This is a genomic window from Capsulimonas sp., from assembly GCF_039929585.1.
Lineage (GTDB): Bacteria > Armatimonadota > Armatimonadia > Armatimonadales > Capsulimonadaceae > Capsulimonas.
This window is the reverse complement of the sequence record NZ_JBDSQY010000157.1, coordinates 1-23,592: the sequence shown is the minus strand read 5'-3', so window position 1 is coordinate 23,592 and position 23,592 is coordinate 1. Positions and strand designations below refer to the sequence as shown.

At 58.5% G+C, this 23,592-nt stretch carries 23 protein-coding genes; 14 read left to right on the top strand and 9 right to left on the bottom strand.

The window, feature by feature from the left end; translation table 11 throughout:
* Positions 1-111: 111 nt before the first annotated feature.
* On the top strand, positions 112-795 hold the full coding sequence (gene msrA / locus ABIZ35_RS10990) for a peptide-methionine (S)-S-oxide reductase MsrA (protein ID WP_348219945.1): 684 nt from the start codon (positions 112-114) through the stop codon (positions 793-795).
* Between the two features lie 78 nt (positions 796-873).
* Here the strand turns inward: msrA and ABIZ35_RS10985 are convergent, their stop codons facing one another.
* Positions 874-1,878 carry a WD40 repeat domain-containing protein gene (locus ABIZ35_RS10985; protein ID WP_348219944.1) on the bottom strand — a complete coding sequence of 335 codons (1,005 nt, stop codon included), beginning with the start codon at positions 1,876-1,878 and terminating at the stop codon, positions 874-876.
* Positions 1,879-2,182: 304 nt separating this feature from the next.
* On the opposite strand from ABIZ35_RS10985, the gene ABIZ35_RS10980 reads away from it, so the two are divergent.
* The gene (locus ABIZ35_RS10980) at positions 2,183-2,980 is read left to right on the top strand and encodes a M90 family metallopeptidase (RefSeq protein ID WP_348219943.1); all 798 of its coding nucleotides are present in this window, start codon (positions 2,183-2,185) and stop codon (positions 2,978-2,980) included.
* 206 nt (positions 2,981-3,186) lie between these two features.
* On the opposite strand, the gene ABIZ35_RS10975 is transcribed toward ABIZ35_RS10980, so the two are convergent.
* Positions 3,187-3,606 carry a VOC family protein gene (locus ABIZ35_RS10975; protein WP_348219942.1) on the bottom strand — a complete coding sequence of 140 codons (420 nt, stop codon included), beginning with the start codon at positions 3,604-3,606 and terminating at the stop codon, positions 3,187-3,189.
* Between the two features lie 154 nt (positions 3,607-3,760).
* On the opposite strand from ABIZ35_RS10975, the gene lepA reads away from it, so the two are divergent.
* From lepA to ABIZ35_RS10940, 7 genes are all read left to right on the top strand, one after another.
* Positions 3,761-5,569: a translation elongation factor 4 gene (gene lepA, locus ABIZ35_RS10970; RefSeq protein ID WP_348219941.1), complete on the top strand. Its 1,809-nt coding sequence runs from the start codon at positions 3,761-3,763 to the stop codon at positions 5,567-5,569.
* Position 5,570: 1 nt separating this feature from the next.
* Positions 5,571-6,110 carry a 2-amino-4-hydroxy-6-hydroxymethyldihydropteridine diphosphokinase gene (gene folK / locus ABIZ35_RS10965; RefSeq protein WP_348219940.1) on the top strand — a complete coding sequence of 180 codons (540 nt, stop codon included), beginning with the start codon at positions 5,571-5,573 and terminating at the stop codon, positions 6,108-6,110.
* 59 nt (positions 6,111-6,169) lie between these two features.
* Positions 6,170-7,420, top strand: coding sequence for a type II secretion system F family protein (locus ABIZ35_RS10960; RefSeq protein WP_348219939.1), 1,251 nt, complete (start codon positions 6,170-6,172; stop codon positions 7,418-7,420).
* Positions 7,421-7,586: 166 nt separating this feature from the next.
* Positions 7,587-8,270: a DnaJ domain-containing protein gene (locus tag ABIZ35_RS10955; RefSeq protein WP_348219938.1), complete on the top strand. Its 684-nt coding sequence runs from the start codon at positions 7,587-7,589 to the stop codon at positions 8,268-8,270.
* Between the two features lie 142 nt (positions 8,271-8,412).
* Positions 8,413-9,033, top strand: coding sequence for a type IV toxin-antitoxin system AbiEi family antitoxin domain-containing protein (locus ABIZ35_RS10950; protein WP_348219937.1), 621 nt, complete (start codon positions 8,413-8,415; stop codon positions 9,031-9,033).
* Positions 9,034-9,228: 195 nt separating this feature from the next.
* A complete protein-coding gene (locus tag ABIZ35_RS10945; protein WP_348219936.1) occupies positions 9,229-9,738 on the top strand; it encodes a hypothetical protein in 510 nt (169 codons plus the stop codon).
* A gap of 77 nt (positions 9,739-9,815) precedes the next feature.
* Positions 9,816-11,111 carry a CBS domain-containing protein gene (locus ABIZ35_RS10940; protein WP_348219935.1) on the top strand — a complete coding sequence of 432 codons (1,296 nt, stop codon included), beginning with the start codon at positions 9,816-9,818 and terminating at the stop codon, positions 11,109-11,111.
* Between the two features lie 208 nt (positions 11,112-11,319).
* Here ABIZ35_RS10940 and ABIZ35_RS10935 read toward each other — a convergent pair whose 3' ends face one another.
* Entirely contained in the window at positions 11,320-11,871 is a 552-nt protein-coding gene (locus ABIZ35_RS10935; RefSeq protein ID WP_348219934.1) for a hypothetical protein, read from the bottom strand.
* 221 nt (positions 11,872-12,092) lie between these two features.
* On the opposite strand from ABIZ35_RS10935, the gene ABIZ35_RS10930 reads away from it, so the two are divergent.
* Positions 12,093-13,793: a glycosyltransferase family 4 protein gene (locus ABIZ35_RS10930; protein ID WP_348219933.1), complete on the top strand. Its 1,701-nt coding sequence runs from the start codon at positions 12,093-12,095 to the stop codon at positions 13,791-13,793.
* A gap of 97 nt (positions 13,794-13,890) precedes the next feature.
* Positions 13,891-14,619, top strand: coding sequence for a hypothetical protein (locus ABIZ35_RS10925; RefSeq protein WP_348219932.1), 729 nt, complete (start codon positions 13,891-13,893; stop codon positions 14,617-14,619).
* Between the two features lie 305 nt (positions 14,620-14,924).
* Here ABIZ35_RS10925 and ABIZ35_RS10920 read toward each other — a convergent pair whose 3' ends face one another.
* The 3 genes from ABIZ35_RS10920 to rsgA form a co-directional block, all read right to left on the bottom strand.
* Positions 14,925-15,887, bottom strand: a complete 963-nt coding sequence (locus ABIZ35_RS10920) for a hypothetical protein (RefSeq protein WP_348219931.1) — start codon at positions 15,885-15,887, stop codon at positions 14,925-14,927.
* 295 nt (positions 15,888-16,182) lie between these two features.
* Positions 16,183-17,385 (bottom strand): GNAT family N-acetyltransferase, encoded by a 1,203-nt coding sequence (locus ABIZ35_RS10915; protein ID WP_348219930.1) that lies wholly within the window; start codon positions 17,383-17,385, stop codon positions 16,183-16,185.
* A complete protein-coding gene (gene rsgA, locus ABIZ35_RS10910) occupies positions 17,382-18,341 on the bottom strand; it encodes a ribosome small subunit-dependent GTPase A (protein WP_348219929.1) in 960 nt (319 codons plus the stop codon). The genes ABIZ35_RS10915 and rsgA overlap by 4 nt, the downstream gene beginning before the upstream one ends.
* Before the next feature lie 176 nt (positions 18,342-18,517).
* On the opposite strand from rsgA, the gene ABIZ35_RS10905 reads away from it, so the two are divergent.
* On the top strand, positions 18,518-19,381 hold the full coding sequence (locus tag ABIZ35_RS10905) for a helix-turn-helix domain-containing protein (RefSeq protein ID WP_348219928.1): 864 nt from the start codon (positions 18,518-18,520) through the stop codon (positions 19,379-19,381).
* Positions 19,382-19,401: 20 nt separating this feature from the next.
* Here ABIZ35_RS10905 and ABIZ35_RS10900 read toward each other — a convergent pair whose 3' ends face one another.
* The 3 genes from ABIZ35_RS10900 to ABIZ35_RS10890 all read right to left on the bottom strand — a co-directional run bounded on the left by ABIZ35_RS10900 (position 19,402) and on the right by ABIZ35_RS10890 (position 22,428).
* On the bottom strand, positions 19,402-19,956 hold the full coding sequence (locus tag ABIZ35_RS10900; protein WP_348219927.1) for a hypothetical protein: 555 nt from the start codon (positions 19,954-19,956) through the stop codon (positions 19,402-19,404).
* Between the two features lie 65 nt (positions 19,957-20,021).
* Complete coding sequence (locus ABIZ35_RS10895; protein ID WP_348219926.1) at positions 20,022-21,893, bottom strand: alpha-glucosidase/alpha-galactosidase; 1,872 nt, start codon at positions 21,891-21,893, stop codon at positions 20,022-20,024.
* A 268-nt stretch (positions 21,894-22,161) separates the two neighbouring features.
* Entirely contained in the window at positions 22,162-22,428 is a 267-nt protein-coding gene (locus ABIZ35_RS10890) for a YHS domain-containing protein (RefSeq protein ID WP_348219925.1), read from the bottom strand.
* 111 nt (positions 22,429-22,539) lie between these two features.
* Between ABIZ35_RS10890 and ndk the strand changes: the two genes are divergently transcribed.
* Positions 22,540-22,938 (top strand): nucleoside-diphosphate kinase, encoded by a 399-nt coding sequence (gene ndk / locus ABIZ35_RS10885; RefSeq protein WP_348219955.1) that lies wholly within the window; start codon positions 22,540-22,542, stop codon positions 22,936-22,938.
* A 212-nt stretch (positions 22,939-23,150) separates the two neighbouring features.
* Positions 23,151-23,592: methyltransferase domain-containing protein (locus ABIZ35_RS10880; RefSeq protein ID WP_348219924.1), on the top strand; the 442-nt coding region annotated here is incomplete at its 3' end.

Genomic DNA, 23,592 nt, shown 5'->3' with positions numbered 1-23,592 from the left:
AAGAAGTTTGAACTTTCGGTGCGCAATATTCGTTAGATGTCTTGAACAGAGGGGAATGATGCGTCTATGCAGGCGCGCAATTCTCAAGTCTTAGATTAGGACATCAAGCCAATGAATGAATTTTTTCGCCGCAATGCGCTTTGGGTGATTTTAGTCGTCGGAATCGCCGGCTGGTTTGTCGCCGGATCGGTAGCGAAGACGACATCGCGGACCATCCCCGCGACGCCGGCTAGTCTGGTTCAGAAGCCGCCGAAGCCGCCGGCTGGTCAGGAGATCGCGACGCTCGCCGCCGGGTGTTTCTGGTCGAACCAGGCGATGTATCAGAAGCTCAAAGGCGTCTCGAAGGTCGAACCTGGTTACGCGGGAGGCGCCACGCCCAGTCCAACGTACGACGAAGTCTGCACGGGTGGCACGGGCTACGCGGAGAGCGTCCAGATCACGTTCGATCCGAAAGTCGTCTCGTATCATGACCTGATCACGATCTTCTTTGGGGCGCATGATCCCACGACGCTCAACCGGCAGGGGCCGGACGAGGGGACGCAGTACCGGTCGGCGATCTTTTACCAGTCGCCCGAGCAGAAGGCGACGGCGATCCAGGTGAAGGCCGAGTACCAGAAGTCGCATCCCGGAATGGACCCGATCGTGACGCAGGTCGCGTCGTTCACCAACTTCTACAAGGCCGAGGCGTACCACTTCGATTACTACGCCAAGCACCCGTATGAGCCGTACTGCGCGAGCGTCGTCGCTCCCGAAATCGCAAATTTCGAAAAGCTCAACCGAGCGCGTCTGAAGTAAGGCCGGCCCGTTCTGGCTTTAGAAAAAAAAGCTCATCACTCGCCGATACGTGCGAGTGATGAGCCTTTTGTGTTCCCATTATTTCACATCTTGAGTGTCCCATACGCAGACGGCGTGGTCGGCGCAACTGACGAGTAGTTTTCCGTCGCCTGAGAACGCCAAGCCCGTGGGCGTCATCATACCTGGCTTAGATGTATCAATCCTCAAATAGGGAGTAATGCGCCTAATAAGATGTCCGTTGTGGGCGTCAATCAAAGATATCCTGTGAGCCCAGTCTTCAACCGCGATCGTATTGCCGCTCCGTGAAGAAACAAGGGAACTTAGAAGCCCAGAATCCGAATTGTCCCATGTCTTTTCCCAAATGATCTTTTTCGTTCTTATGTCCGTCAGGCGTAAAATTCTCCCGATGCTGCCGCTAAGTGACTTGGGGGCTGAAATGGAGCTAATAGACGCCAAAGTTGAGCCGTCGGGCGAAAACGCGATGCTGTTCGTTTTATCGTATGGCAATTCGTACCGTTCGATTCCCGTTGTCCGCTCCCAAAGATGCGGGCGGCCGCCTTTGATGAATGTTCTTGCACTGGCGTCTCGTTCAGGATGCGGCGCTTTTGTATACTTGTAGTTTTCATCAATCGTCGCCGCAACGGTCTGATCTGGTGAAAGCGTTAACGTGCTTTGTTTCCCCAAGCCGCCGGGCAAAGGATGCAGAGTTTTTGTCGCGATATCGAGCGTGTATCCCGAGAAGAGCAATGTCTTGCTGTTGGCGGAAAATGTTTGTTTGCCGCAAGTGATCGTTTTTCTCCAAATTAATTTGCCGCTGGGAATATCCCAAATCGAAGCGTAGCGCAGTTCGTCCGTCGCTAATTTGGTTCCGTCAGGCGAAACCGCCATGGAAAAGATTGCTTCGTTGAATGCCGTGAAGGTCCGTACGCACTTTTGCGTTTGCAAATCCCAGACATAGATCTTCCCGCCCGGCCATTTATTGAGAGGCTTTTGCGTTCGCTCAAACTCTTTGTCTACGGCCTCATAATTATCGACAGCGCCGATCACGAATTTTCCATCGGGCGTGACCGCGACGGCGTCCACGGGAAGAGCCGTTTTGAATATGACCGCTGGAATGAGCATCTTGCGCTTCATGGTCGATCTTGAGGCGACACTGACCGCCAGCGCGATCGTTACAGTCAAGAGAATAATGGCGGCGACGCGTTGGAGAAGTTGTTTTGAAATGAGCGGAGACGACGGCATGTTTTCATATTATACGCCATAGGGCTCCATGTTTGCGTGCTTGAGAAAAACTGGTAACGCGATCCGAGCCGTCGCGAACGCGGGGCGTGTCAATATCCGTAGAGAAGTTAAGAAGACCGCCTGATTGCTGACGAGACAAAAGCCAATGCCGTTTACACTCTTTCAAAACCGCCGCAAGAAACTGCTCGCCGAGCCGATGCCCGCCGAATGGATTCCCTATCTCCAGCGTAATGTCTGGCACTATCATACGCTGGGGGAGGGCGAGCGGGCGTCGCTGCACGATGTCCTGCGGGTCATCATCGACGAAAAGAACTGGGAGGGGTGCAAGGGGCTGGTGATGACGCCGGAGATCCAGGTGACGATCGCGGGGCAGGCGGCGATGCTGCTGCTGGGAACGCCGCACGATTATTTCGCCAACGTGGAGGCGATCTTAGTCTATCCGTACGACTATGTCGCGATGGAGCAGACTGTCGGTCCGGGGCGTGTCGTGAGCGAGGCGCCGAGCTATCGATTAGGGGAAGCGTGGAGCCAGGGGCCGGTGATTGTCTCGTGGCCGGAAGCGCTGACGGGTGGGCGGATCGGCGGCGACGGCCGCAATGTCGTGCTGCACGAGTTCGCGCACAAGCTCGATTACCGGGATGGCCGCGCGGACGGCGTGCCCAAGCTCAGCGGCCGGGAGGCGCAGGAGCGGTGGTCCGAGGTCATGAGCGCCGAGTTCCAATTCTTAGTAAACGCCGCACACGATGGCGTCCCCACGCTGCTCAATCAGTACGGCGCGACGAACCCCGCCGAGTTCTTCGCTGTCGCCACCGAGTGCTTCTTCGAACAGCCGCGGGAGATGCGCCACTTCCACCCGCAGCTGTACAAGATCTTCCAGGACTTCTACGGCCAGGACCCCGCCGTGCGCGTCGAGGCCATGTTACGCACACATGGACAATTGTAAGATGGCCCCTCCGCCCGTCCTTTCTAGGGATTAGGATGGCCCCTCCGCCCCAATTCTGGGGGACCGGAAAATGCCACTGTCCGAAATCAGGTCCCCCAGAATTGGGGCGGAGGGGCCAAACATCCACACGAATTGGGGCGGAGGGGCCATTCTTAGTTGTCTCTCAGAATTGGGAGAGGGGCTGGGGATGAGGGCTCTCCGAACTCCTACAGCATCTCGTTCTGGAAGAACTCCAGCACTTCGCCGTCAAATCCCGCGACAAACGAAATCCGGATCGGCGCAGGCGGCTCGCCGGGGATCGTATGGTCCTTCGGGGCCATTGTTTCGCGCGCTCCGGCGGCGAGAGCGCGGGCGTGTGAGGCGTCCACATCCGGCGTGCGGACGGCGAAATGGATCATGCCCGTCTCAGGAAGCGCATCGGTTTCGGGCTTCTTGCCGCCGGCGAACACTTCCAAGTAGTTACCGTCGCCGACATCGAGCAGCACGCCGGCTTTGTCGCCTTCGCCCCACTTGTACGCTTCCGTGAAGCCAAAGCCTTCTGTGTAAAGTCGTACGGTGGCGTCGAGATCGGCGACTCGGATCGCGATATGGTGAAAACCGGGAGAGTTCTTGGGATGGATAGACATGGAGCGGACCTCGATAGCAAAGATTGGACGCCGCCACGGCGGCGCGTGGGTTAGTTACGGATTGCGGCGGGGTTTTCCTGCCGGGCTATGGAACGCACATGCGGCTACGCCCCCGTTTCAGGTACAATATACGGAGTACCCCTGAGTTTTAACTATGTCTGACCATCAACAATTTATCCGCAACTTTTGCATCATCGCCCATATCGACCACGGCAAGTCCACGCTCGCCGACCGACTTCTGGAGTTTACCGGCACGGTGCAGCACCGGCATATGCAGGAACAGCTGCTCGATTCCATGGACATCGAACGCGAGCGCGGCATCACCATCAAAATGGCGTCGGTGCGGCTGAGCTATAAGGCGCTCGACGGAGTCACGTACCAGCTCAACCTGATCGACACCCCCGGACACGTCGACTTCACCTACGAAGTCTCGCGCAGCCTTGCGGCCTGCGAGGGCGCCGTCCTGGTAGTTGACGCCGCGCAGGGCGTGGAGGCGCAGACGCTCGCCAACGTTAACTTGGCGATGAACAGCAAGCTGGAAATCGTGCCGGTCATCAACAAGATCGACCTGCCGGCCGCCGAGCCGGACCGCGTGGCGGAGGAGATCGAGGAAGTGCTGGCGATCGACGCCACTGAAGCGATCCGCGCCTCCGCGAAGATGGGCATCGGCACCGAGGAGATCCTGGAAGCCGTCGTGCGGCGCGTGCCGCCGCCGTCGGGTAATGTGAGCGCACCCCTGCGCGCCCTCGTTTACGACAGCCACTTTGACGCTTATCTGGGCGTCGTCGCCTATATCCGGGTCGTGGACGGCGAGATTTCTTCGGGAACGCAGATCAAGATGATGGCGTCCGGCAAAGAGTTCGATGTCATCGGCGTCGGCGTCTTCGCGCCGCGCATGAAAAGCATCGATAAGCTGCGCGCCGGCGAAGTCGGCTACATGACCGCGAGCGTCAAAACCGTCGGCGACTGCAATGTCGGCGACACCGTCACCCTCGCCCACGGCGGCTCGACCATCCCCCTCGCCGGTTACCGGCAGGCGCTGCCCGTGGTCTTCTGCGGCCTCTACCCCGTGGACAGCAGTCAATATCAAGACTTGAAAGAAGCGCTGGGGCGACTTCAGCTCAACGACGCGGCGCTGACCTACGAACCCGAGTCCTCGGCGGCCCTTGGCTTTGGCTATCGCTGCGGCTTCTTGGGCCTGCTGCACCTGGACATTATTCAGGAGCGATTGGAACGCGAGTTCAACTTAATCCTGATCGCAACGGCGCCCAGCGTCATCTACAAAGTGCATTTGACCTCGGGCGAAACGATTGAGGTGGACAACCCCGCCAATCTGCCGCCGGCGACACAGATCGCCAGCATGGATGAGCCGATGGTCGCCGCCAGCGTCATCATTCCTTCGCACTATGTCGGCACCGTCATGGACCTGGCGCGCGAACGGCGCGGAGTTTACATTCGCACGGATTACCCGGCGCGCGATCGCGTCATGATCCATTACAAGCTGCCGATGAATGAGATCCTGATGGACTTCTTCGATCAGCTCAAGTCACGCACCAAGGGTTACGCCTCGTTCGACTACGATCAGGCGGGATACGAGCCGTCCAGCCTGGTCAAATTGGACATCAACATCAATGGCGATCCCGTGGATGCGCTTTCGTTCATCACGCACAAAGAAAAGGCGTATGGGCGCGGGCGGCAGCTGACCGAGAAGTTGAAGGCGATTATCCCGCGGCAGCAGTTCGAGATCAAGATACAAGCCGCGATCGGAGCGAAGGTCATCGCATCGGAAAGCATCTCGGCGCTGCGCAAAAACGTCATCGCCAAGTGCTACGGCGGCGACATTTCGCGCAAGCGCAAACTGCTGGAGAAACAAAAAGAAGGCAAGAAGCGCATGAAGTCGATCGGCAGCGTCGAAATCCCGCAGGAGGCGTTTATGAGCGTCCTGAAACTGGGCGACGATTAACGTGTTCCCATCCCAATGTCCCCCTGAGGAATGGGTGACGGCGTATTTGGGCCTGGGCGCCAATGTTGGCGATCCACAAAAATCTCTCACCCAGGCCTTGAGAGAACTTGCGAAGCACCCGAAGATAAAGATAACAAAAGCGTCGTCGCTTTACCGCACGGCGCCGGTCGGCCTGGTCGATCAGCCGGATTTTTTGAACGGGGTCGTTCAAATCGAAACCGCGCTCCCCCCGGACGCGTTGATGACGACCGTGCTGGAGATTGAAAAGAATCTGGGACGCGTGCGAACCATCCGATGGGGTCCGCGCGTTATTGACATCGACGTGCTGCTCTACGGCATGCGCCAAATCGAGACCCCGCTCATCACCGCGCCCCACCCGCGCATGCATGAGCGAGCCTTCGTGATGACGCCGCTGGCGGAGATCGCGCCGCATCTTATTATCCCGGGAGACACGAAAAACGCAGCGCAAATCGCCTCCGAAATATCCGACGAAAAATCGATAAAAATAGTTGGAACATTTCTGACTCCGAATTCGTCATGAAAAGAGGAATCAGCGGAGTCGCGGGCGAAGTGACCAATACTTTTCGTATATAAAGACGTATGCTGTATTCTTATGAGGCCAAGGACTCGCAAGGCAAGCGGGTCAGCGGAACGGTGGAAGCCCCCGACGAGCGCGGCGCGGCGCGCCACGTTCAGGCCGAAGGCTACTTTTTGATGCGGCTAAACGCCGCTCCGGCCACCGCCGGCAGCGGCGGAAGCCCAGTGGCGGGCGGGGACATTCGTATCGTCCCACCGCCATCGACGATCGTTGTACCGCCCCCGTTGCGGATGTCGCCCGGCACATGGCTGCTGTCCAAGATCGTCTACCCGATCTGGACCGGCGTTTCCTTAAGAGATATGTCGGTTCTGTACCGGCAATTCTCCGCAATGCTCGACGCAGGCGTGCCAATCCAGCGCATTATGGGGCTCCTGCAATCTCAGACGCCGAACGGGGTGCTGCGCCGATGCATGGTGAAAATCGCGGATCGCGTCAATGCCGGCGGAACGATCAGTGATGGGATGTCTGAATATCCGTGGATCTTTCCCGAGTATCAGCGCGCCGCCGTTGTCGCCGGGGAGGCGATCGGGAACCTGGATCAGCAGTTCCGGAGGCTGGCGCAGGCGCTGGAAGACGAATACAGGATGCGCGCAACCATCAAGCGAGAGATGTTTCTTCCGTGCATCAATCTCTCCGCATTGTTCTTGCTGCCGCCGCTCGTATTTTTGTTTTTTGGAAATTACGCCGAATACATCCGGCAAGCGTTTTATCCGCTAGGGACGACGATTGGCGTTATCTTCGGATTCTATGTCGTTTGCCGCCTTGCTTCAGGAGTTCGGTGGTTTTACGACGCCGTCCTGGCGAGTTTTCCTGGGATCGGCGGCGCCGTCCGGATGATCGCCTTTGCACGGTTCGGAAGAACAATGGCCGCCATGTACGCGGCGGGCGTCAATATCGTCTCCGCCGTCCATTACTCGGTTGCGGCGAGTGGGAACACCTACCTCGGCGGCCGAATGCAGACAATCGGCCCGATGCTGGAAATGGGTATGGGCGTCACTGAAGCGTTTCATCGGACGGGAATATTCCCGCCCATGGTGATCTCGATGATCGGCACCGGTGAAGAGACTGGCAATGTCGACTCGATGATGGACAAAATGGCGAGTTTCTACGAAGAGGAAGCGAAGTTCAAGCTGCATCAGCTGTGCGTCGCGCTCGGAGCGATCACCGCCATCGCCGTGGGCATTCGGATATTGATTATCATCGTGAAGTTCTATACGAGTTTGTATGGCGGCATGATGCAGCAAATGGATTAGTCCATATGCTTTGCTGGGTAAAATCATTAAACGTTGCAATAGTGGAAAGGAGAAATCAACGCTCCCACAGATATTGGTAGATCGACGGGGGATTCGACGCCGCGATTGCGGAACGATGTCATTATAAAATTAAGACCGATCACATAAGAACGGGAGTATCACTGCAGTGAACCTGCAACGCAATTATTACGAAGTCCTGGGTCTGCCGCCAAGCGCGTCCACCAGTGAGATCAAAAATAAATATCGGGAGCTGGCGAAGAAATTCCACCCGGACCTGACGCAGGACAAAGTCCTGGGCCAGCGCATCTTTGCACAGATCAACCAGGCGTACCGCGTGCTGGGCGACACCGAGCGCCGCTCGCAGTACGACGCCACCCTTGTCCCGGAGCGCGCCCAGCCGGGCATGCCCGGCGCCACGTCGGGCGTCCAGTCGACCGTGCAGCCGCAAGCCGCAGCTTCGCCGATCGCCGCGCGCCCCACGCAATCGCAAGTGTCTCCGCAGGTCGAAGCCGAAGTCCAGCGTCTGCTCGGCGAAGCCGAAATGGCGATGATGGGCGGCAAAGTCAAGGAAACTCAGGCCATCTGCGAAGCGATCCTTCGCATGCAGCCCGATAACGTCAAGACCATCGGCATTCTCGGCGATGTCTTCGCGCAGCAGGGCGACCGCAAGCGAGCCATCGACACCTATCGCGTCGCGCTTCAATATGGCTCCAGCCCAATGATCCAATCGAAACTCGCTCGACTTGTCGACGCGCCGGCTCCGTCCGCCACGCCTCCTCCCGCTCCCAAGAGCGCTCCGCAGCCCGCAAAATCGGGTGGTTTACTCGATCGTCTTTTCGGCCGCAACTAGCATTAATTATATTTCCAAGATCGGTCGGCGCGCGGGAGACTTCTCCCGCGCGCTTTTTCTTTTGTGGCTAAGGGGTAACAGTATCGACACACTGACGCTATATAGTGTATTATATTATATATAACTGCTGACGTTTTATTAAATGAATCAAATCCGCCCTTTCCATCAAAGTGACGATACTCTCTCAATGCCAACGCTTCCAAGCGGCGTGCTGCGCGCGCGATCGCTTGTTGGGGCTGGACTATCACGACAGCGCATCAAGGAATTGACCGATACAGGAAAGCTGCTCCGTTTGGGACGCGGGCTTTATAGCCTGCCGGACTCGCCCATAACAGAGAACCACGACCTGGCGCAAATCGCCGCCCGTGTCTCCCAAGGCGTTATCTGTCTATCCTCAGCGCTGCAATTTCACGGCCTCACGACGGCAAGCCCTTGGCGGGTTCATCTGTTGCTTCCGCGCGGAGCAAGACCGCCGCAGATCGAGCATCCTCCGGTTACACTGACATTCGCAAGTGGTAACGCCTACCAGGCCGGCATTGAGGAACACATGATTGAAGGAGTTTCCGTCAAAGTAACATCTATCTCCAAAACCATTGCGGACTGTTTCAAGTACCGCAGCAAAATCGGCCTTGATGTGGCTCTCGAAGCTTTGAAGCAAGTGCTCCAAGAGCAACGCGCAACACGGGCTGAGATACGCAAATACGCTCAGATCTGCCGTGTCGAAAACGTCATGCGTCCTTATCTGGAAGCACTATCACTTTGAGCGAAAAAGGAAAGAACATCCAAGCTCAATAGCATCAAATTAACATGCCAGTTTATATAGGATTTCTGTTTGATACCCACCTTCAATCACCTTGACTCCAAGTCACGGGAAACACTTCGAGAGTTAGCCGTAGAATGGCGCAATTCCCCAATTCGGCCACACGTAAACCCAAGCGAACTGTTCCACTGGAATTCCTTGATTGATGAATGGTGTAAAGATATTTCCATGCCCTTGCTGATTAGAAAAGGAGGCAGCCGTGGGGAGCCTCTTACGCATGTTAGCGGCCGGCAAGTAGTGGTAGCTGATAATTCGCCTGCAAACTGGTGCTATTCTTGCGCCCTTTTAGGCCGAAGACCGTCGCTTGAAGATATACGGAGCAAACTCGAAAATCATACTTTTCCAATCGCCATGGTACTCACAGGCAAAGAATCTGAAACTGCCAAATATAAAGGCAAAATGCGCGTAAAGATGGATCCGCCAAACCTAAACACACATGGCTGGAAAGTTTGCCACATTGTCCGTGTCGGATTGAACGATAAGACACCTGTTACATCTATCGCCATAGAAACGCTCACGAAGCATCTTTGTGCTTTCTTGAACCCGTGCAACATTTTCTTAGTTCCAAAAGTATATGGCAGTCTCGGTGAACTCCCTGAATTTATTGAGGCGTTTTGTGAAAATATCGGGGGCGATAAAAATCATTGACTTCGAATACTCAATCCAGGCTCCCATCACTCCACGTTTGACATCTCCCCCACCCCTTGGTATAATTCTCACACCAGATGGAATACCTCACGCAAATTCTTGGCAAGATCGTCCTCGACCAGAACGGCGAGCGGTTCGGCAAGATCGCTGAAGTGGTCGTTAGCCCTAGCGAGCCGCTGCCGATCATCTCCGCGATCCAGGTGCGGACCGAAGACGGCGCGATGTTCGTGCCTGCGGATATGATCGAAGCCGTCACCAATAGTCGTGAGTTTCGCCTCACCCACCCCATTCCTCAGATCCGGCCGTATATGATCGGCGAACACGATTTCTCGCTGGTGCGCGATGTGCTGGACAAGCAGATCGTCGATGTCCACGATTATCGCGTTGTGCGCGTCAACGACATACGCCTGGAACGCCTCAAGAACGGCCGTCTGGCGCTGCTGGGGGTCGATCCCGGGGTCCGAGGCGTATTGAGACGTTTGGGCCTGGAAGCGGCCGTGAGCGGGCTGGGCAAGATGCTTCATCTGCCGGCCCCCGACGAGCACTTTATCTCCTGGAACGATGTGGAATCGCTGCCCACACATAACGCGGGCGAACCCCTCAAACTCAAAGTCTCGCACGAAAAGCTTTCTAAACTCCACCCCGCCGATATCGGCGACATCCTCAACCAGCTCGACCCCGCGCACCGCAAGGAAGTCCTGGAAACTCTGGACCTCGAAACCGCCGCCATCGCGCTCTCCGAAATGGATGATGAAGTTCAGGTGGACGCGCTGCGCAACCTGGACGAGGAGCGCGCCGCCGACATTCTGGAAGAGATGCCAGCCGACGAAGCGGCGGATGTTCTGGGGGACATGGACCGGGCGCACCGCAACGAACTGCTGGGGCGTATGACCGCCGAAGATCGAGAGGAAGTCGAGGAGCTGCTGGAGTACCGCGACGAGACCGCCGGCGGCATGATGACGAACGAGTACGTGGCGATCAAGGCGGACTTCACGGCGCAGCAGACCATCGACACCCTGCGCGCTCTCGAACCCGAGGCCGAGACGATCTACTATGTCTATGTGATCGACCACGAAGAACACTTGGTCGGCGTGATCTCATTGCGCGATTTGATCGTCGCGCGCGCCGACGCCATCGTCGCCGACTTCATGATCGTCAAAGTCCGCAGCGTCCGTGTGGACGCTAACCATGAGGAAGTCGCGCACACGTTCGAGCGCTACAAGATGCTTGCCCTCCCCGTCGTGGATGACGAGAACGTCCTGCAAGGCATCATCACCATCGACGACACCCTCGAACAGCTCCTCCCCCCCGACTGGCGCCGCCGCCCCTCCCAGCGCAAACGCGACCGCAAACCGCAGGAGAGCGGGGTTTAGGCGTCACGTTTCGTCCCCTGGTCCAGATTCGGCCCCCAGCCCCCAATCCTGGGGGAAGAGGTTGGAATCCCCCTGGCCCCCAAAGGGGTAAAAGCTCATAGTCGCCCACGTGGCAAAGATTTGTCACGCAATCGATTTTATAGTTTACACCCCTTGTGGGGGTCGGGGGGCATCTTCTTCCCCAGGATTGGGGGTTGGGGGCCAAATCTTACTCCAACGAAGGCGCAATATCCACGTATTGAATACGCAGGTCTTCCATCACCTCAGCGCGATACGCGCGGACCTTGACGTGCAGCAGCGCCGGGCCGGCGTCCTTGATGATCGTGGCGACATCCTCGCGCTGTTTCTGCTTGATCTCCGCCGCCGTGGCGCGAGGCATGATGCGGTGATAGTGCGCGCAGACGGGGGCCTTCGTGCTGTCGTCGGCGGCGCCGTGCGCGATGAAGATCACCTGCTCCGTCTCGTGCGCGAGCAGCAGGAAGAGGAACTGCTGGCGGAAGACGTCGGCGCGCATGTATTCGAAACCGCCGCTCGCCATCGCGCCGGGGCCGCCTGGGGCATACAGTCGGTCGTAATTCTCAATCCCCAGATGGTGGAACAGAAAACGGTCGATGCTGGTCTGCAATCGGCCGTCGGAACAGGCGATCACCAGCGTATGCGGGCGCTCCGCGCTCCACCGCTCTTCGCAAATATACATGTCCTCCGGAACTTCCTTCGTCCCATCGTCCACCATCACAATCTTCTCATCCGTATTCGACACGGTTTTATTCTCCTTCACCAAAATCGGCCGCCTCCCCATTGTATCAAGACAATGTGACGGAACGGTTTCGGCCATCTTAAAATTGGCATTCATTTTGCAATATGAACTGCAAACCCAGTATACCGGACAATCGCCAAGCGCGGCAATTGACGGCGGGGTATCGTTATGTTACAATACGCTAATCCTCGGACGTCCTCGCCCGATCTGAAGAACTATCTTCCATGAAGAGATTACCCATGCGTCATCGCGTCAGTGTACTACTGGAGACGCTGGATCTTTTCGATCCTGAACTCTCCAACTTACCCCTCCATGGCGCCAATCTCGCGACGGTCGAGATGCTGCGACGGATCGCCGTTCACGAGCGCGTGGAAGCGCTGGAGGTATTTCTGCCGCCCGCCGCCATGGTGCGCGTGGATCAGCTTTCGAACGTGGCGCAAAGCGTCCTCCCGCTGTCGCTGCGCGGCCAAGGCCGTTTAAGCTTCTATCCCACGCACGCCATTCCCGACGTCTGGTCCGACGCCAGAGAGCGCATTCTGTTCTGTTTGGACCCGGAGTGGATGGCGCGCGATCGGTACCTGCGCGATCGCTTCGCCATTGCCCCCACCCCCATTTCTTGTGATTCACACGGCTTCGGTCACCATCGTCTGTGGAACCCACTGGCGCGATATGCGTCCGCGCCGCCGGTCGCCTTCGACAGCACCGTCAGTCTCAGCGTGGCGGCGCGCGGCGCGCTCCAGCGGATGTTCTCTGAGTTTCTCAACGGCGGCGCGCCGCCGCCCTGCCGGCTGGATTTAATACCGCACGGGATCAACATCGATCTGTTCCATCCTCATGACCAAGCGGGAAAAGACGACGCCCGCCGCATGCTCCGCCTGCCCCTCGCCAAGAGCATTACTCTTTTTCTCGGACGTGTCACGGCGCACGGCAAGGCGGATCTGCTGCCGCTGGTCCGCGCCTTCGCCGCGGCAAGCTCGGACGACGATCTTCTGGTGATCGCCGGCGAGGAGCATCCCTTTGGATACGGCGCCAAGCTGCGCGAGTTCGGGAAGTCCCTGGGACTGGGCGAAAGAATCATTATCCATCCACGCGTGCCGCCGGCATTTCGGTCACTCTACTTCGCCGCCTCGGACGTGTTCGTTTTCCCCGGGGACACCGTTCAGGAAACGCTGGGAAACACTGTCATGGAGGCCATGGCGACGGGCCTGCCCTGCATCATCTCGGATTGGGACGGCATGCGCGACATGGTGATTGACGGCGAGACCGGCTACAAGGTCCCCACCTATTGGATGCCTGGCCTGGATCAGATGGACGCCATTTCGCCGGTGACCGCCCTGAGCCTCGAATTCTTGCTGGTCGCACAGCGCGCTTGGGTGGATACAACCCAACTGACCGAAGCGCTGACGGCGCTGCTCCGCTCGCCGGAAACACGGGCGGCGATGGGCGCCGCCGGCCGGGCGCGCGCGGAATGCGAGTTCCACTGGGACCGCGCGCTGGAGCGCTGGGTCGATCTGTGGGACGAGCTTGCGGAAACGGCGGGGGCGGAATCCGAAGCAGAACGCGCCATCCGCTGCTCGGACATCGATCGTCTTGGTCAGCCGACACCATACGACAAAATTTTCGCCCACTATGCGACAGCGACAATCGACGACCAGCTCAACTCCGTGCGTCTGAGCGCCTATGGACACACGGTCGCCTCCCGCGCGTCGCAATTAGAGCTGTATGAAGAAACGCTTCCACTGACGGAGGCGCGGATCTTCGACGCTCTGCTCGATACCCTTTCACAAATCGGAAGCGACTGGATGACGATCGGCGAGGCGCTGGAACGCGCCGCCGCCGTTTCCCAGCGTCCCACGGACAAGGTCCGCTTCCATCTGTCCCTTTTGTTAAAGCGTGATGTACTTCAGTTGCGCCGAAACGAGTAAGACGGCCGGGACCTGCAGCCGGTCTAATTTTCTACTGCAGCAATTACAGCAAAATTCAAACGAACCGCTCATGAAAGCGGTTCAAAGGAGCTTTCGGTTGAAAACACAACGCGCAATTTCGCCTTGGACGGCGTTTTCGCTCTTCGCGGTTCCGCTCGCGCTGGTCGTCGGCGGCGCCGCCGCTCACGCCGATGCGCCCACAATTCCCCACATCGGCGCTCAGATCGGCCTGGGATACCTGTCCGACAGCTCCGCCCGTGACGCGGTGGGCAACGGCGGCCTGCACGCGGGACTGTCCTTCGTCCTGCCCGGCAAAAGCCTGCTTTCGACCCTGCACGGCACGCCGTCGATCGATGTCGACTACAACCACACGACCGGCCACGGCGGCCACGCCGATGCGCTGGGCTTCACCTACACCGAGCGTATCTCCCTCGGTAACAATATCACGGACGTCGCCACACACGGCGCACGCCCCTACGTCGGCCTCGGCATCGGCGCCTTCCGCACGGATGTCCGCCACACCAAGACGACCACAACGACGACTCCGGGCAGCAGCACCCCGGGCGGCGGCGGCAGCAGCACTCCCGGCGGCAGCAACACGGGAACGCAGCAAGAGCTTGTCCCGCCCCTGCCCCCGCTGACCACGCCCGGAACGACCAACACCACCACCACATCCGAATCCGGAACAGGCTGGACGCTGGGCGGTAAAATCCTGGCGGGCGTCGATTTCGGCACGACCTTCGTGGAAGCGTCCTACATCATCGCCGGCTCTCAGAAGGGCGTCCGCGCCGATTCTTATAATCTATCCGTCGGCGTGCACTTCTAAGCACTCGATCCTACACAATAAAACGCCCCAGCCTTCTTTGACGAAGGCCGGGGCATTTTTTTGTTTACGGACGAACTGAGTTTAAAGAATCTGCGTGGTTCAGAAGCCAGCGGTTAGAAACCGCGCCTGCAAGAGCGCCGAAACCCACCTGCGTGGGTTACAGAATCCATCACGATACTGTCTTATAATAGGCCGAATATTAGACGGTATCGTCAAGGATTTTGTAGTCCCCGCAGGGGGACTTCCGCGCTCTTGCAGGCGCGGTTTCTAACCGCCGGCTCTATCCGTTTTCGATTGCAAGCAATCTACAATATCTGCGTGGTCACGCCCCAGCTCCCAGTCAGACTCATACCGGGATCGAGCGCAGCCAGTCCCCATTCAGGATGATTGAAGGCGTCAGAGCCACAGGTCATCGGCTCGATGGCGAGCGAATGGCGGCGGATACCGTCAGGAAGAGGGTCGCCGCTGTAGAGGACGGCGGAGAAGAACGATTTGTCCATCCATACCGTCACGCCGCGCTTCGCCGAATGCAGGGAGATGCGCACGACGCCGTCCGTCCCATCACGGTCCGGGTCGATAAAGCAGTGGTTGATGGCGACATCGCCGATAGCGCGCGGAGTCGTGAAGTCGTACGGCGTGCCGGCGACGGGCAGTACGTTCCCCGTGGGGATCAAATTCTCGAACTCCAGGATCGAGTGCATCGGCACGTGAAGAATGTCCGTGTCGATCAGCCCCTCGCCTACTTTGAAGTATGGATGGAAACCGGCGGCGACGGGCGCGGACTTGTCGCCCGCGTTCTCGATACGGAAGTCACAGATCACGCCGTCGTCGGTCAGTTCATACGCCACTTCCACATCCAGCGTGAACGGGTAGCCCTTGTCGGCATAGTCCGCGCCGTTCAAACGTGTCCGGAACACGACGCCGTGATCGCCGCGCGCGGCGTAATCCCACACCAAAGTGCGCATAAATCCATGAATGGCGTGCGGCGCGTCATGACCGTCATTGGGCAATTGGTAGGTCTGACCGTCAAACGTGTACTGCCCGTTCTTGACGCGGCCGGGATACGGGATCAGAAGATCACCCTGCCCCGCCTGCTTGTTCGCCGCCCCCTGGTATCCCCAGATGACCTCCCACTCCGTCCCATCGGCCTGCCGCCGTGTCAGCGTGCGCAGCGACGCGCCGCGGTTGGACGCGGTGAGCATGATGTCGCCGCGCGTGAGAGTGATGTCGAGATCGCTGGGATCGTTGCCCGTTGCCTGATACGCCATTGGTGTCATTTCTCCGTGATGAGATATATTCTTTTTGAGAGGAGCGCAGGTGTAAAACCCACGTCCATTAGGAAACGCGGGTATGAAACCCACGCCTGGGAGCGAAGCGCTAACCGTCCGTGCCGGACGGACAAAACAGGCTATTGTCCTTGGGTTTTCATTCAAGCCCGTCCGGCACGGACGGTTAGGGCGCAGCCCTCCCAGACGTGGGTTTCATACCCGCGGATCTTTACGGGCTTGGGTTTTATAACCGCAGGTCCTAAACGGACATGAATTTCATGCCTGTGGGCCAAGCCTAAAATCCGTCCTGCAGAAAACAAGTCGCGGGCGGCAGCAGCGCCGCGAGCAGTTGGTACGCGGTCTCGTCGAAAACCTCCATGCGCCCGGCAGCGCGCAGACGGTCCAGCGACGGCTCGCCCCAGTATGCCTGGGACAGTGTCGTGATGTCGAGCGTAACTTGCGGCGTATCTTCCGTGACGGCGACCGTCACCTGCCCGCCTTCGACCGTCATGGCGAAGACACCATTGTTCCAATCGACTTGCCCATCCGTGACACCGAGTATTATGCGGCCACGGAGGTCTGACGAAGGCGTGAGGGCCGTGAGCGCCTGGTCAATGGAGACGATGCGGCCCATGAAGAGTGGGATCAGTCGTGTTTGAAGGTCGTAGCCCTGGACGTAAAGACTGAGCGGATCGTTGATCGGCGCGCGCCAGGAAACGTGCTTTAATTGCGTTCCGTAGTAGTGCAGCATCGACAGCAGGCCACGATAGGCCGACGGAGTCAGCGCGAAGAACTCATGCAGAGTCGCCGTATCGCCTTCGGTGGGATATCGAAAGACAAGATAGCCTTCATCCACACTTGTTGCGGGATTGCGATAGACATAGATGTACGTCGTATACCCGTCTCTGTGATCGAGGCCCTTCCAGTAGTTCGGATCGAGATCGGTGCGTGTGGTCATGCCCCGGTAGCGCTGAGTATAAGCATCGTAGATCGGCCGGACAACGTCCACAGCCTCCATCCCCTCATAACGGCGCGTATCGCGGCCTTCGGGGTAGCTGGGGATCATGGAGAGGGCGATGGTGTAGCTGCGTTGTTCGCCCACCCAGTCCCAGCCATGTTTGCGATAGAACGCATAGGAAAAGGGAAACAGGCCGCTCAGCGGCTGGGCGCGCTCGCGGGCGTCCCGCAGGCCCTCGGCAAGCAGACGCGCGACGTAACCTCGCCCGCGGCAGTCGGCGGCGCAGGCGACGCCCGCGACGCCGCTGAGAGCGATCTCAGCCCCGCCGTCCCAGCGCAGATGCAGCGGGTGGTAGGTGGCGGCCGCGACCAGCCGGCCCGCTTCGAAGAAGCCAAGCTTGGGAGAGCGGGGCTTGTCTTGGGGAAGCGCACCGGTGAACTCCAGCGCCGCCGGACGGCGTCCGCGCGAGAACGCTTCGTTCATGAGGGCCGAGTGGGCGGCGTCGTCACCCGGCGTTAGCCAGCGAAGTTCTGGTGTCATGCAGTCGACAGTTCGACAAAGCTCCGGTAACGGCGCTCGTCGATCTTTCCTTCCTCCCGCGCCGCGCAGATCGCGCAGCCGAGTTCATCAAGATGCCGGCAGTCCGCAAAGCGGCACTCGCCGAGGTAGGGCTTGAATTCTGGAAAACAGTACTGAATGTCCTCTTTATCGACATCCCAAAAGTCTAATTGCCGCAGTCCGGGCGTGTCCGCCACCCAGCCCGCTTTGCCTTCTTCGAGAGGGATCAGCTCGGCGCTCGTCGTGGTGTGGCGGCCTTTGTAGGTGATGTAGCCGATATCGCCCACTCTCAAGTCCAGGCCCGGACAGAGGGCGTTGATCATGCGGCTCTTGCCCACGCCGCTGGGGCCGGCGAAGGCCGAGATCTTGCCGCGCAGCTCCGCGCGCAAATCGTCGATGCCGATATTTTGCCGGGCGCTCACATACCAGATCCGATATCCCGCCCGCTCATACACCGCCATGCGCAGGCGCAGCGATTCTTCTTCGCCGGGATCCACGAGATCGATCTTGTTGACGACGATGCTCGCGGTAATATCCGCCGATTCCGCCATGACCAAAAACCGATCGAGCAGCCACGGGTCCGGCTGCGGCTCTTTGGCCGCGCAGGCGACAAAAAGATGGTCGAGATTGGCGACCAGCGTGTGCTGGCCGCGCTGTGAGGGAGATTCGCGCGCAAGCTCGGTGCGGCGCGGCAGGATCTCCTCGATCATGGCGAGGTCTGGATCGATCACCACACGCTCCCCGACCGCGATCGGGTCGGTATCGCGACGCTTCTTCGCCGTTTCCACGCGCTTTGCCCGGCTTCCGGAAGTGGAGTAGACAAGCTCCTTCTTCAGATTGCCGCGCAGCTTGCAGACAACCACCCCGTGCTCTTCGGTCTGCACATGGTAATTGCCGCTGTTCACACGGAAGACCGTGCCTTCCACCAGCGACTTCACGAGCAATTCTTTTTCACTTTGTTTTTCTAAATCTATGGAGAACCTCAATTGGATTTCACGAAAGCCATTCTTAATGGGATACTATCCCATCCGATTCGATTTGTCAATCACCGCGCCTGCGATCCGGCGTTTCTTCAACATTGCGTCAGCGCCGCTTCGTCCGGTATCATGCAGTCATGCGCAGCGAAGAATGGGTCACATTGGACAAAGGCTCCGGACTGACCGTCATTGGCGGACGGCCCACGGTGATGCCGCAGTACCATCGGCACCAGCAGATCGAGCTGAATTTTCTGCCGCAGGGCAGCATGACTTATTTGTTCGCGGGGGTCCAGCGCACGGCGCCCACGGGCCGGCTGGCGGTGTTCTGGGCGGCCTTCCCGCACCGGGTCATCCATGTGGAGGGCGATCCGACATTTTACTGCTTTTATCTGCCGCTCGCCAAGTTTCTGCAATGGCGGCTTCCCGGAGAACTGACAACGGCGGTTCTAAACGGCGCTCTTGTGATCGACGGCGACGATTCACACGCCGCGATTGACCGCCTGCTGCTGCCGCGCTGGGCGGAGGAGCTGGCCGAGAGCAATCCCGCGCGAGAGGCCACCTGCTATTTGGAAATTGAGGCCCGGATGCGCCGCCTTTCCATGTCGCTTCGCACCCATACCCCGCTCAGCCGAGACGCCGAACGCATCGCGGGCCTGGCGTCCACGGCAAGCGAAATGGAAAAAGTCGAGCGGATCACGGCGGTGATCGCGTCCCGTTATACAGACACCATTGGCGTCAGCGAGGTGGCGGATCTCGTAGGACTGCACCCCAAGTACGCGATGACGCTGTTCAAGAAGAACTTTGGAATGTCGATCTTGGAGTACTTGACCCGCCATCGCCTCTCCCATGCCCAGCGCCTGCTGGCGACGACTAATGATAAGATCATCGACATCGCACTGGACGCCGGATTTGGCTCGGCGAGCCGCTTCTATGAAGTCTTCGAACGCGAGTGCGGCCAATCGCCGCGCGAGTTTCGGAGGAAGATGCAGTTTGGGGAATAGAGATTAGCAGGAATTAGGGACTAACGCCCCGCAGATTCGGCGAACGAGTGGCGCAGGCGCCAGCCGTTTTTCAGATCGTGCTCGATCATCACATAGGCGACCAGCAGCATGGCGGCGAAGGGGATCGCCGGAGCGCCTACGGCGGGACAGATTTTGTACAGGTCGGCCGGATCGCCGTCGGCCATGAAGGTAAGAGCGCGGCCACGGCCGCCGTGCGGGGTGAGCCAGCTGCCGCGCCATCCGTTGCCGAGAAGATCGAAGCCGCCAGTGCGGCCATCTCCCAGGGTAATGCGCGTCACGGGATTGAATAAACCTTCGTTACCGACAAAATAGCTCGCCAAGGCCACGCCGCCCAGCGCGGAGGGCGCAGTGAGGGTGCGGATGCCGTCACGGCGTACGATCGGTAAGAGACGATCCGAGCCGGCGACGACGATCCCTTCCCCGATGTGGAAAGTCGCCGCCGCCGCCCCGTTCGCCCACACGCCGATATGGCTCCATTGATAGTGCTGCGCCTGAACGTGCACACTTGCAGACGAGCGGCTGCGCACGGACTTTGTGCGAGTTGGCGTAATCACGATCGGTTGTGTTATCGAGCTATAAGGATCTACGGGTCTGAACCTCGGTTCCAAAGATTAATGGGCTAGAAATTCGGTTTCGAAACCGATACGGAATATCCCCAGCCGCCATCGTGGTTGGTGACTTTGACGAGAATTCGGTTGACGCCCGCGTTCAGGCGAATGGCGACCTGGTCTTCTTTCGGATGCAGGCTGCGCTTGGCGTCGTTCGTGTGAATGACGCGGCCATTGAGCCAAACTTGAATGCCGTCGTCGCTGCCGCAATGCAAAACGGCCTCGCGCGCATGGATCGATTCTACCTCAGAATACCCATATGCAGCAACAAACTCGTAAGGACCAATTTCTGCTCGAAGGTCCACGGAGCCTTTTTTCATCGCGGCGTTTTCGCGCCATGTGATCTTGCGACCGTCCAGAGAGGTGTACTCCGCGCTGCGATCGATCTCGCCCTCGGCTCCCAGCGAAGTCTCCAGTTCCGTCGGAAGCGTCAGTGAAATTTCTCCTGCGGTCTCTCCCGAAAACGGCCCGGCGATGCTCCAGTTTCGAAGCGCATCCTCGGCGGCGGCCTTCTGAGCGGCGTCCCAACTGGCGCGCAGATCCCGGGGATCGACGGGGCCGAAGCTCTTGCCGCTGGTGGGAACGCGGGTCGGCGCATCGAGCTTCGGCAGCAAATCGCCGTGCGCGGCGATCAGTTCGTCGCACATCTCCACAATCTGGTCCAGCGTCAAAGTCGCCGCCGTCAGGGGGTCGAACATCGCCGCCTGATAAACATGGTCACGCCGTCCGTGCAGAGCCGCCTGAATGAACAGTTCGTGCTGCGCGACATGCGGCTGCATGTAGGCCAGCAGCTGTGTTGGCAGCGCGCCGACGGTCGTGAAGCGCAGGCCGCTCCGGTCCACCAGGGTCGGGACTTCGGCGATGGCGTCATTGGGTAGGTTCGAGATCGCGCCGTTGTTCGGCATATTGCCATAGACCACGGACGGCGTTCCGGTCACCACGGAATGGATGATCGTGCTGCCGTACTCCTGGCTTCGATGCACTTCCATCGGATCATCAGAGACGCTGAATGTCTTCATGCGCTCGAATTCGTCGACGATGCCGTCACAGCGGCGCAGGTACTCATCAAGCGGCACATCATATTGGGCGATCACGCCTGCGCCGCGCGGAATAAAGTACGGGCTGTATTCGGCATTGTGCTCACTGGACTCAGTGACGTAATAGCCCAGACGCTTCATCAGCTCGAAGCGGACCTTGTTGGAGCTGTAAACCTTGGGATCATCCATCGCCGCGAAAAGACGCGGGTAAAGATCGACGCCGTTCTTCTTCATCTCCAGATAGAACGCCATATGGTTGATGCCGGCGCACGTAAAGGCGACTTCTTTCGTATCCTCGCCGATGTATCCCATCAGCTGATTGAACGTGCCCTGAACGCTGTGGCACAGACCGACCGCGCGGATGCCGCTGGTGCGCGTGATCGTCTGCATGTTCATCGACATCGGGTTCGAATAGTTCAGCAGGATCGCGTCCGGGCACAGCTCCTCCATCGTGCGGACCAGCTCAGTGAGCATCGGGAAGGTGCGCAGGGCGCGGAACAGTCCGCCGGGGCCAGTGGTGTCGGCGATCGTGAAATTCAGGCCGTATTTGCGCGGAATCTCAAAATCCACGAGCGTCGAGTTAAAGCCGCCGATCTGGACCATGTTGATGACGAAGTCCGCACCCTCCAGGGCTTTGCGCAGATCGAGCGTGGCTTCGATGGTGGGATCGGCCCCTAATGTCTTCGCGACTTTACGACAGAGGTTCGCGCCCACTTCCAGCCGCTCGGCGTCGATGTCCATGTAGGTGAACGTGGCGTCACGGAATTCGGGATAGCCGAGGATATCGCCGGTCAAATTTTTCGAGAACACGACGCTGCCCGCGCCGATCATTGCGACTTTGATCATGACAATTCAAAACTCTCTTCTGGGTAATTTTTTATTTTTCCCATTATAGAGTGATTCGGCCCGGACTTCTTCTGAAAATTTCGCGCGTTTATCCGGAATCGTAAGATATGCAATTGTTTACTTCATGGAAAGGTTTACAGAAGCTTACGGAAGTATACGGCAGGTTCCTTGATATGTCAACGAAATTTATAGGCCAAACGACAAAACAGCCGGAACGCAAGCATTCCGGCTGTCTCCAAGTCTCTATCAGTGCGAATCACGAACGATTTTACATCATGTGCATCGGCTTTTTGGGAGCCGATGTGTTTTTGACGAATTTCTGCGGGGTCTTGTCAAACTCGGGCTTGCAGCCCGCGCAGCAAAAGTAGTATGTCTTGCCCTTATAGGAGCTATGTCCGGCGGCGGCCTTGACGGAGGCGATTTTGTCTCCGGTTACGGGGCAGACAAGAGCGGCGGCCTTCGGAGCGGGCTTTGCGGCGAACGCGGACGAGGCGAGAAGAACGGTGGCGGCGACGGCGATCAGTGGACGAATCATGGATGGTGCTCCTTTGAGTGAGTCGGTCTGAAACTTGACAATCTGAAGTGATTATACTATACTACTGGGGCTTTTGTTCCCTAAAATGTCGGTGTGAAGGAGTCTAATACTTTGGAACGAACGTTTCTCATGGTCAAGCCGGATGGAGTGAAGCGCGGTCTGGTGGGCGAGATCATCCAGCGGTTCGAACAGAAGGGCTTCAAGCTCGTCGAGCTGAAGATGCTCACCCCCACCCGTGAACTGGCCGAGGAGCACTACGGAGTGCACCGCGACAAGCCGTTCTTCGCAGGCGTCGTCGATTTCATCAGCTCAGGCCCGGTCGTCGCGACCGTGTGGGAAGGCGATGACGTGATCGCCCTCTCGCGCAAGCTCGTCGGCGCCACCAAGCCCAGCGAAGCGGCCCCCGGCACCATCCGCGGCGACTACGCCAACTCGGTAGGCGAGAATTTGATCCACGGCTCGGACTCGGTGGAGAACGCCGAGGCTGAAATCAAGCTCTGGTTTTCCTAGGCGTTCACGTCACTTCACTGCGATTATCGGTAAAACCCGGTAAATTCGACAGCCCGGCTTCTCATTATGAGGAGCCGGGCTTTTTCTGTTCTGGCTCGCAATCTCCTTTCATTTATCTTTGACAGGTATCAATACGCTCAAATTCAGCAGCAATCTTTGTGTAGGTTCTGCTGTTATGATACCAAGACCAAAATAATAGAGGAGCAAAAGTGATGGCGGATATTGTTGGCGGTATGACGGAGCGGCTGCTGGTTGATGCGGGGATCAGCCCTGGAATGCGTGTGCTGGACGTAGGCTGTGGCCGTGGGGATGTTTCGCTGATGGCGGCGCGGCTGGTGGGAGAAATAGGGCAGGTACTGGGAGTGGACCGAGACCCAAATCCGCTTGTAATGGCCCGAGAACGAGGGCGGGAGTTTGGGCTCTCGAATATTGCATTTGCCGAGGACGATCTTTGCGCACTCTCGCCCGAGTATGGAACGTTTGACGCCATCGTAGGGCGGCGCGTGCTGATGTATCAATCGAACCCGGCGCATGCTATTCGTTCCCTTGCCCGCGCCCTGAGACCTGGCGGGCTTGTCGTTTTCCAAGAGCATGACGCGACGATGACGCCGGGTCGTCTGACGCCCCTGCCGCTGCACGAGCGCGTGCAGGGAT

What these genes read in the sequence shown, in the direction of transcription:
- msrA (WP_348219945.1), top strand. Translation starts at nt 112, where the DNA reads ATGAATGAATTTTTTCGCCGCAATGCGCTTTGGGTGATTTTAGTCGTC.
- ABIZ35_RS10980 (WP_348219943.1), top strand. Translation starts at nt 2,183, where the DNA reads ATGCCGTTTACACTCTTTCAAAACCGCCGCAAGAAACTGCTCGCCGAG.
- ABIZ35_RS10975 (WP_348219942.1), bottom strand. Translation starts at nt 3,606, where the DNA reads ATGTCTATCCATCCCAAGAACTCTCCCGGTTTTCACCATATCGCGATC.
- lepA (WP_348219941.1), top strand. Translation starts at nt 3,761, where the DNA reads ATGTCTGACCATCAACAATTTATCCGCAACTTTTGCATCATCGCCCAT.
- ABIZ35_RS10960 (WP_348219939.1), top strand. Translation starts at nt 6,170, where the DNA reads ATGCTGTATTCTTATGAGGCCAAGGACTCGCAAGGCAAGCGGGTCAGC.
- ABIZ35_RS10950 (WP_348219937.1), top strand. Translation starts at nt 8,413, where the DNA reads ATGAATCAAATCCGCCCTTTCCATCAAAGTGACGATACTCTCTCAATG.
- ABIZ35_RS10940 (WP_348219935.1), top strand. Translation starts at nt 9,816, where the DNA reads ATGGAATACCTCACGCAAATTCTTGGCAAGATCGTCCTCGACCAGAAC.
- ABIZ35_RS10930 (WP_348219933.1), top strand. Translation starts at nt 12,093, where the DNA reads ATGAAGAGATTACCCATGCGTCATCGCGTCAGTGTACTACTGGAGACG.
- ABIZ35_RS10920 (WP_348219931.1), bottom strand. Translation starts at nt 15,887, where the DNA reads ATGGCGTATCAGGCAACGGGCAACGATCCCAGCGATCTCGACATCACT.
- ABIZ35_RS10915 (WP_348219930.1), bottom strand. Translation starts at nt 17,385, where the DNA reads ATGACACCAGAACTTCGCTGGCTAACGCCGGGTGACGACGCCGCCCAC.
- ABIZ35_RS10905 (WP_348219928.1), top strand. Translation starts at nt 18,518, where the DNA reads ATGCGCAGCGAAGAATGGGTCACATTGGACAAAGGCTCCGGACTGACC.
- ABIZ35_RS10895 (WP_348219926.1), bottom strand. Translation starts at nt 21,893, where the DNA reads ATGATCAAAGTCGCAATGATCGGCGCGGGCAGCGTCGTGTTCTCGAAA.
- ABIZ35_RS10890 (WP_348219925.1), bottom strand. Translation starts at nt 22,428, where the DNA reads ATGATTCGTCCACTGATCGCCGTCGCCGCCACCGTTCTTCTCGCCTCG.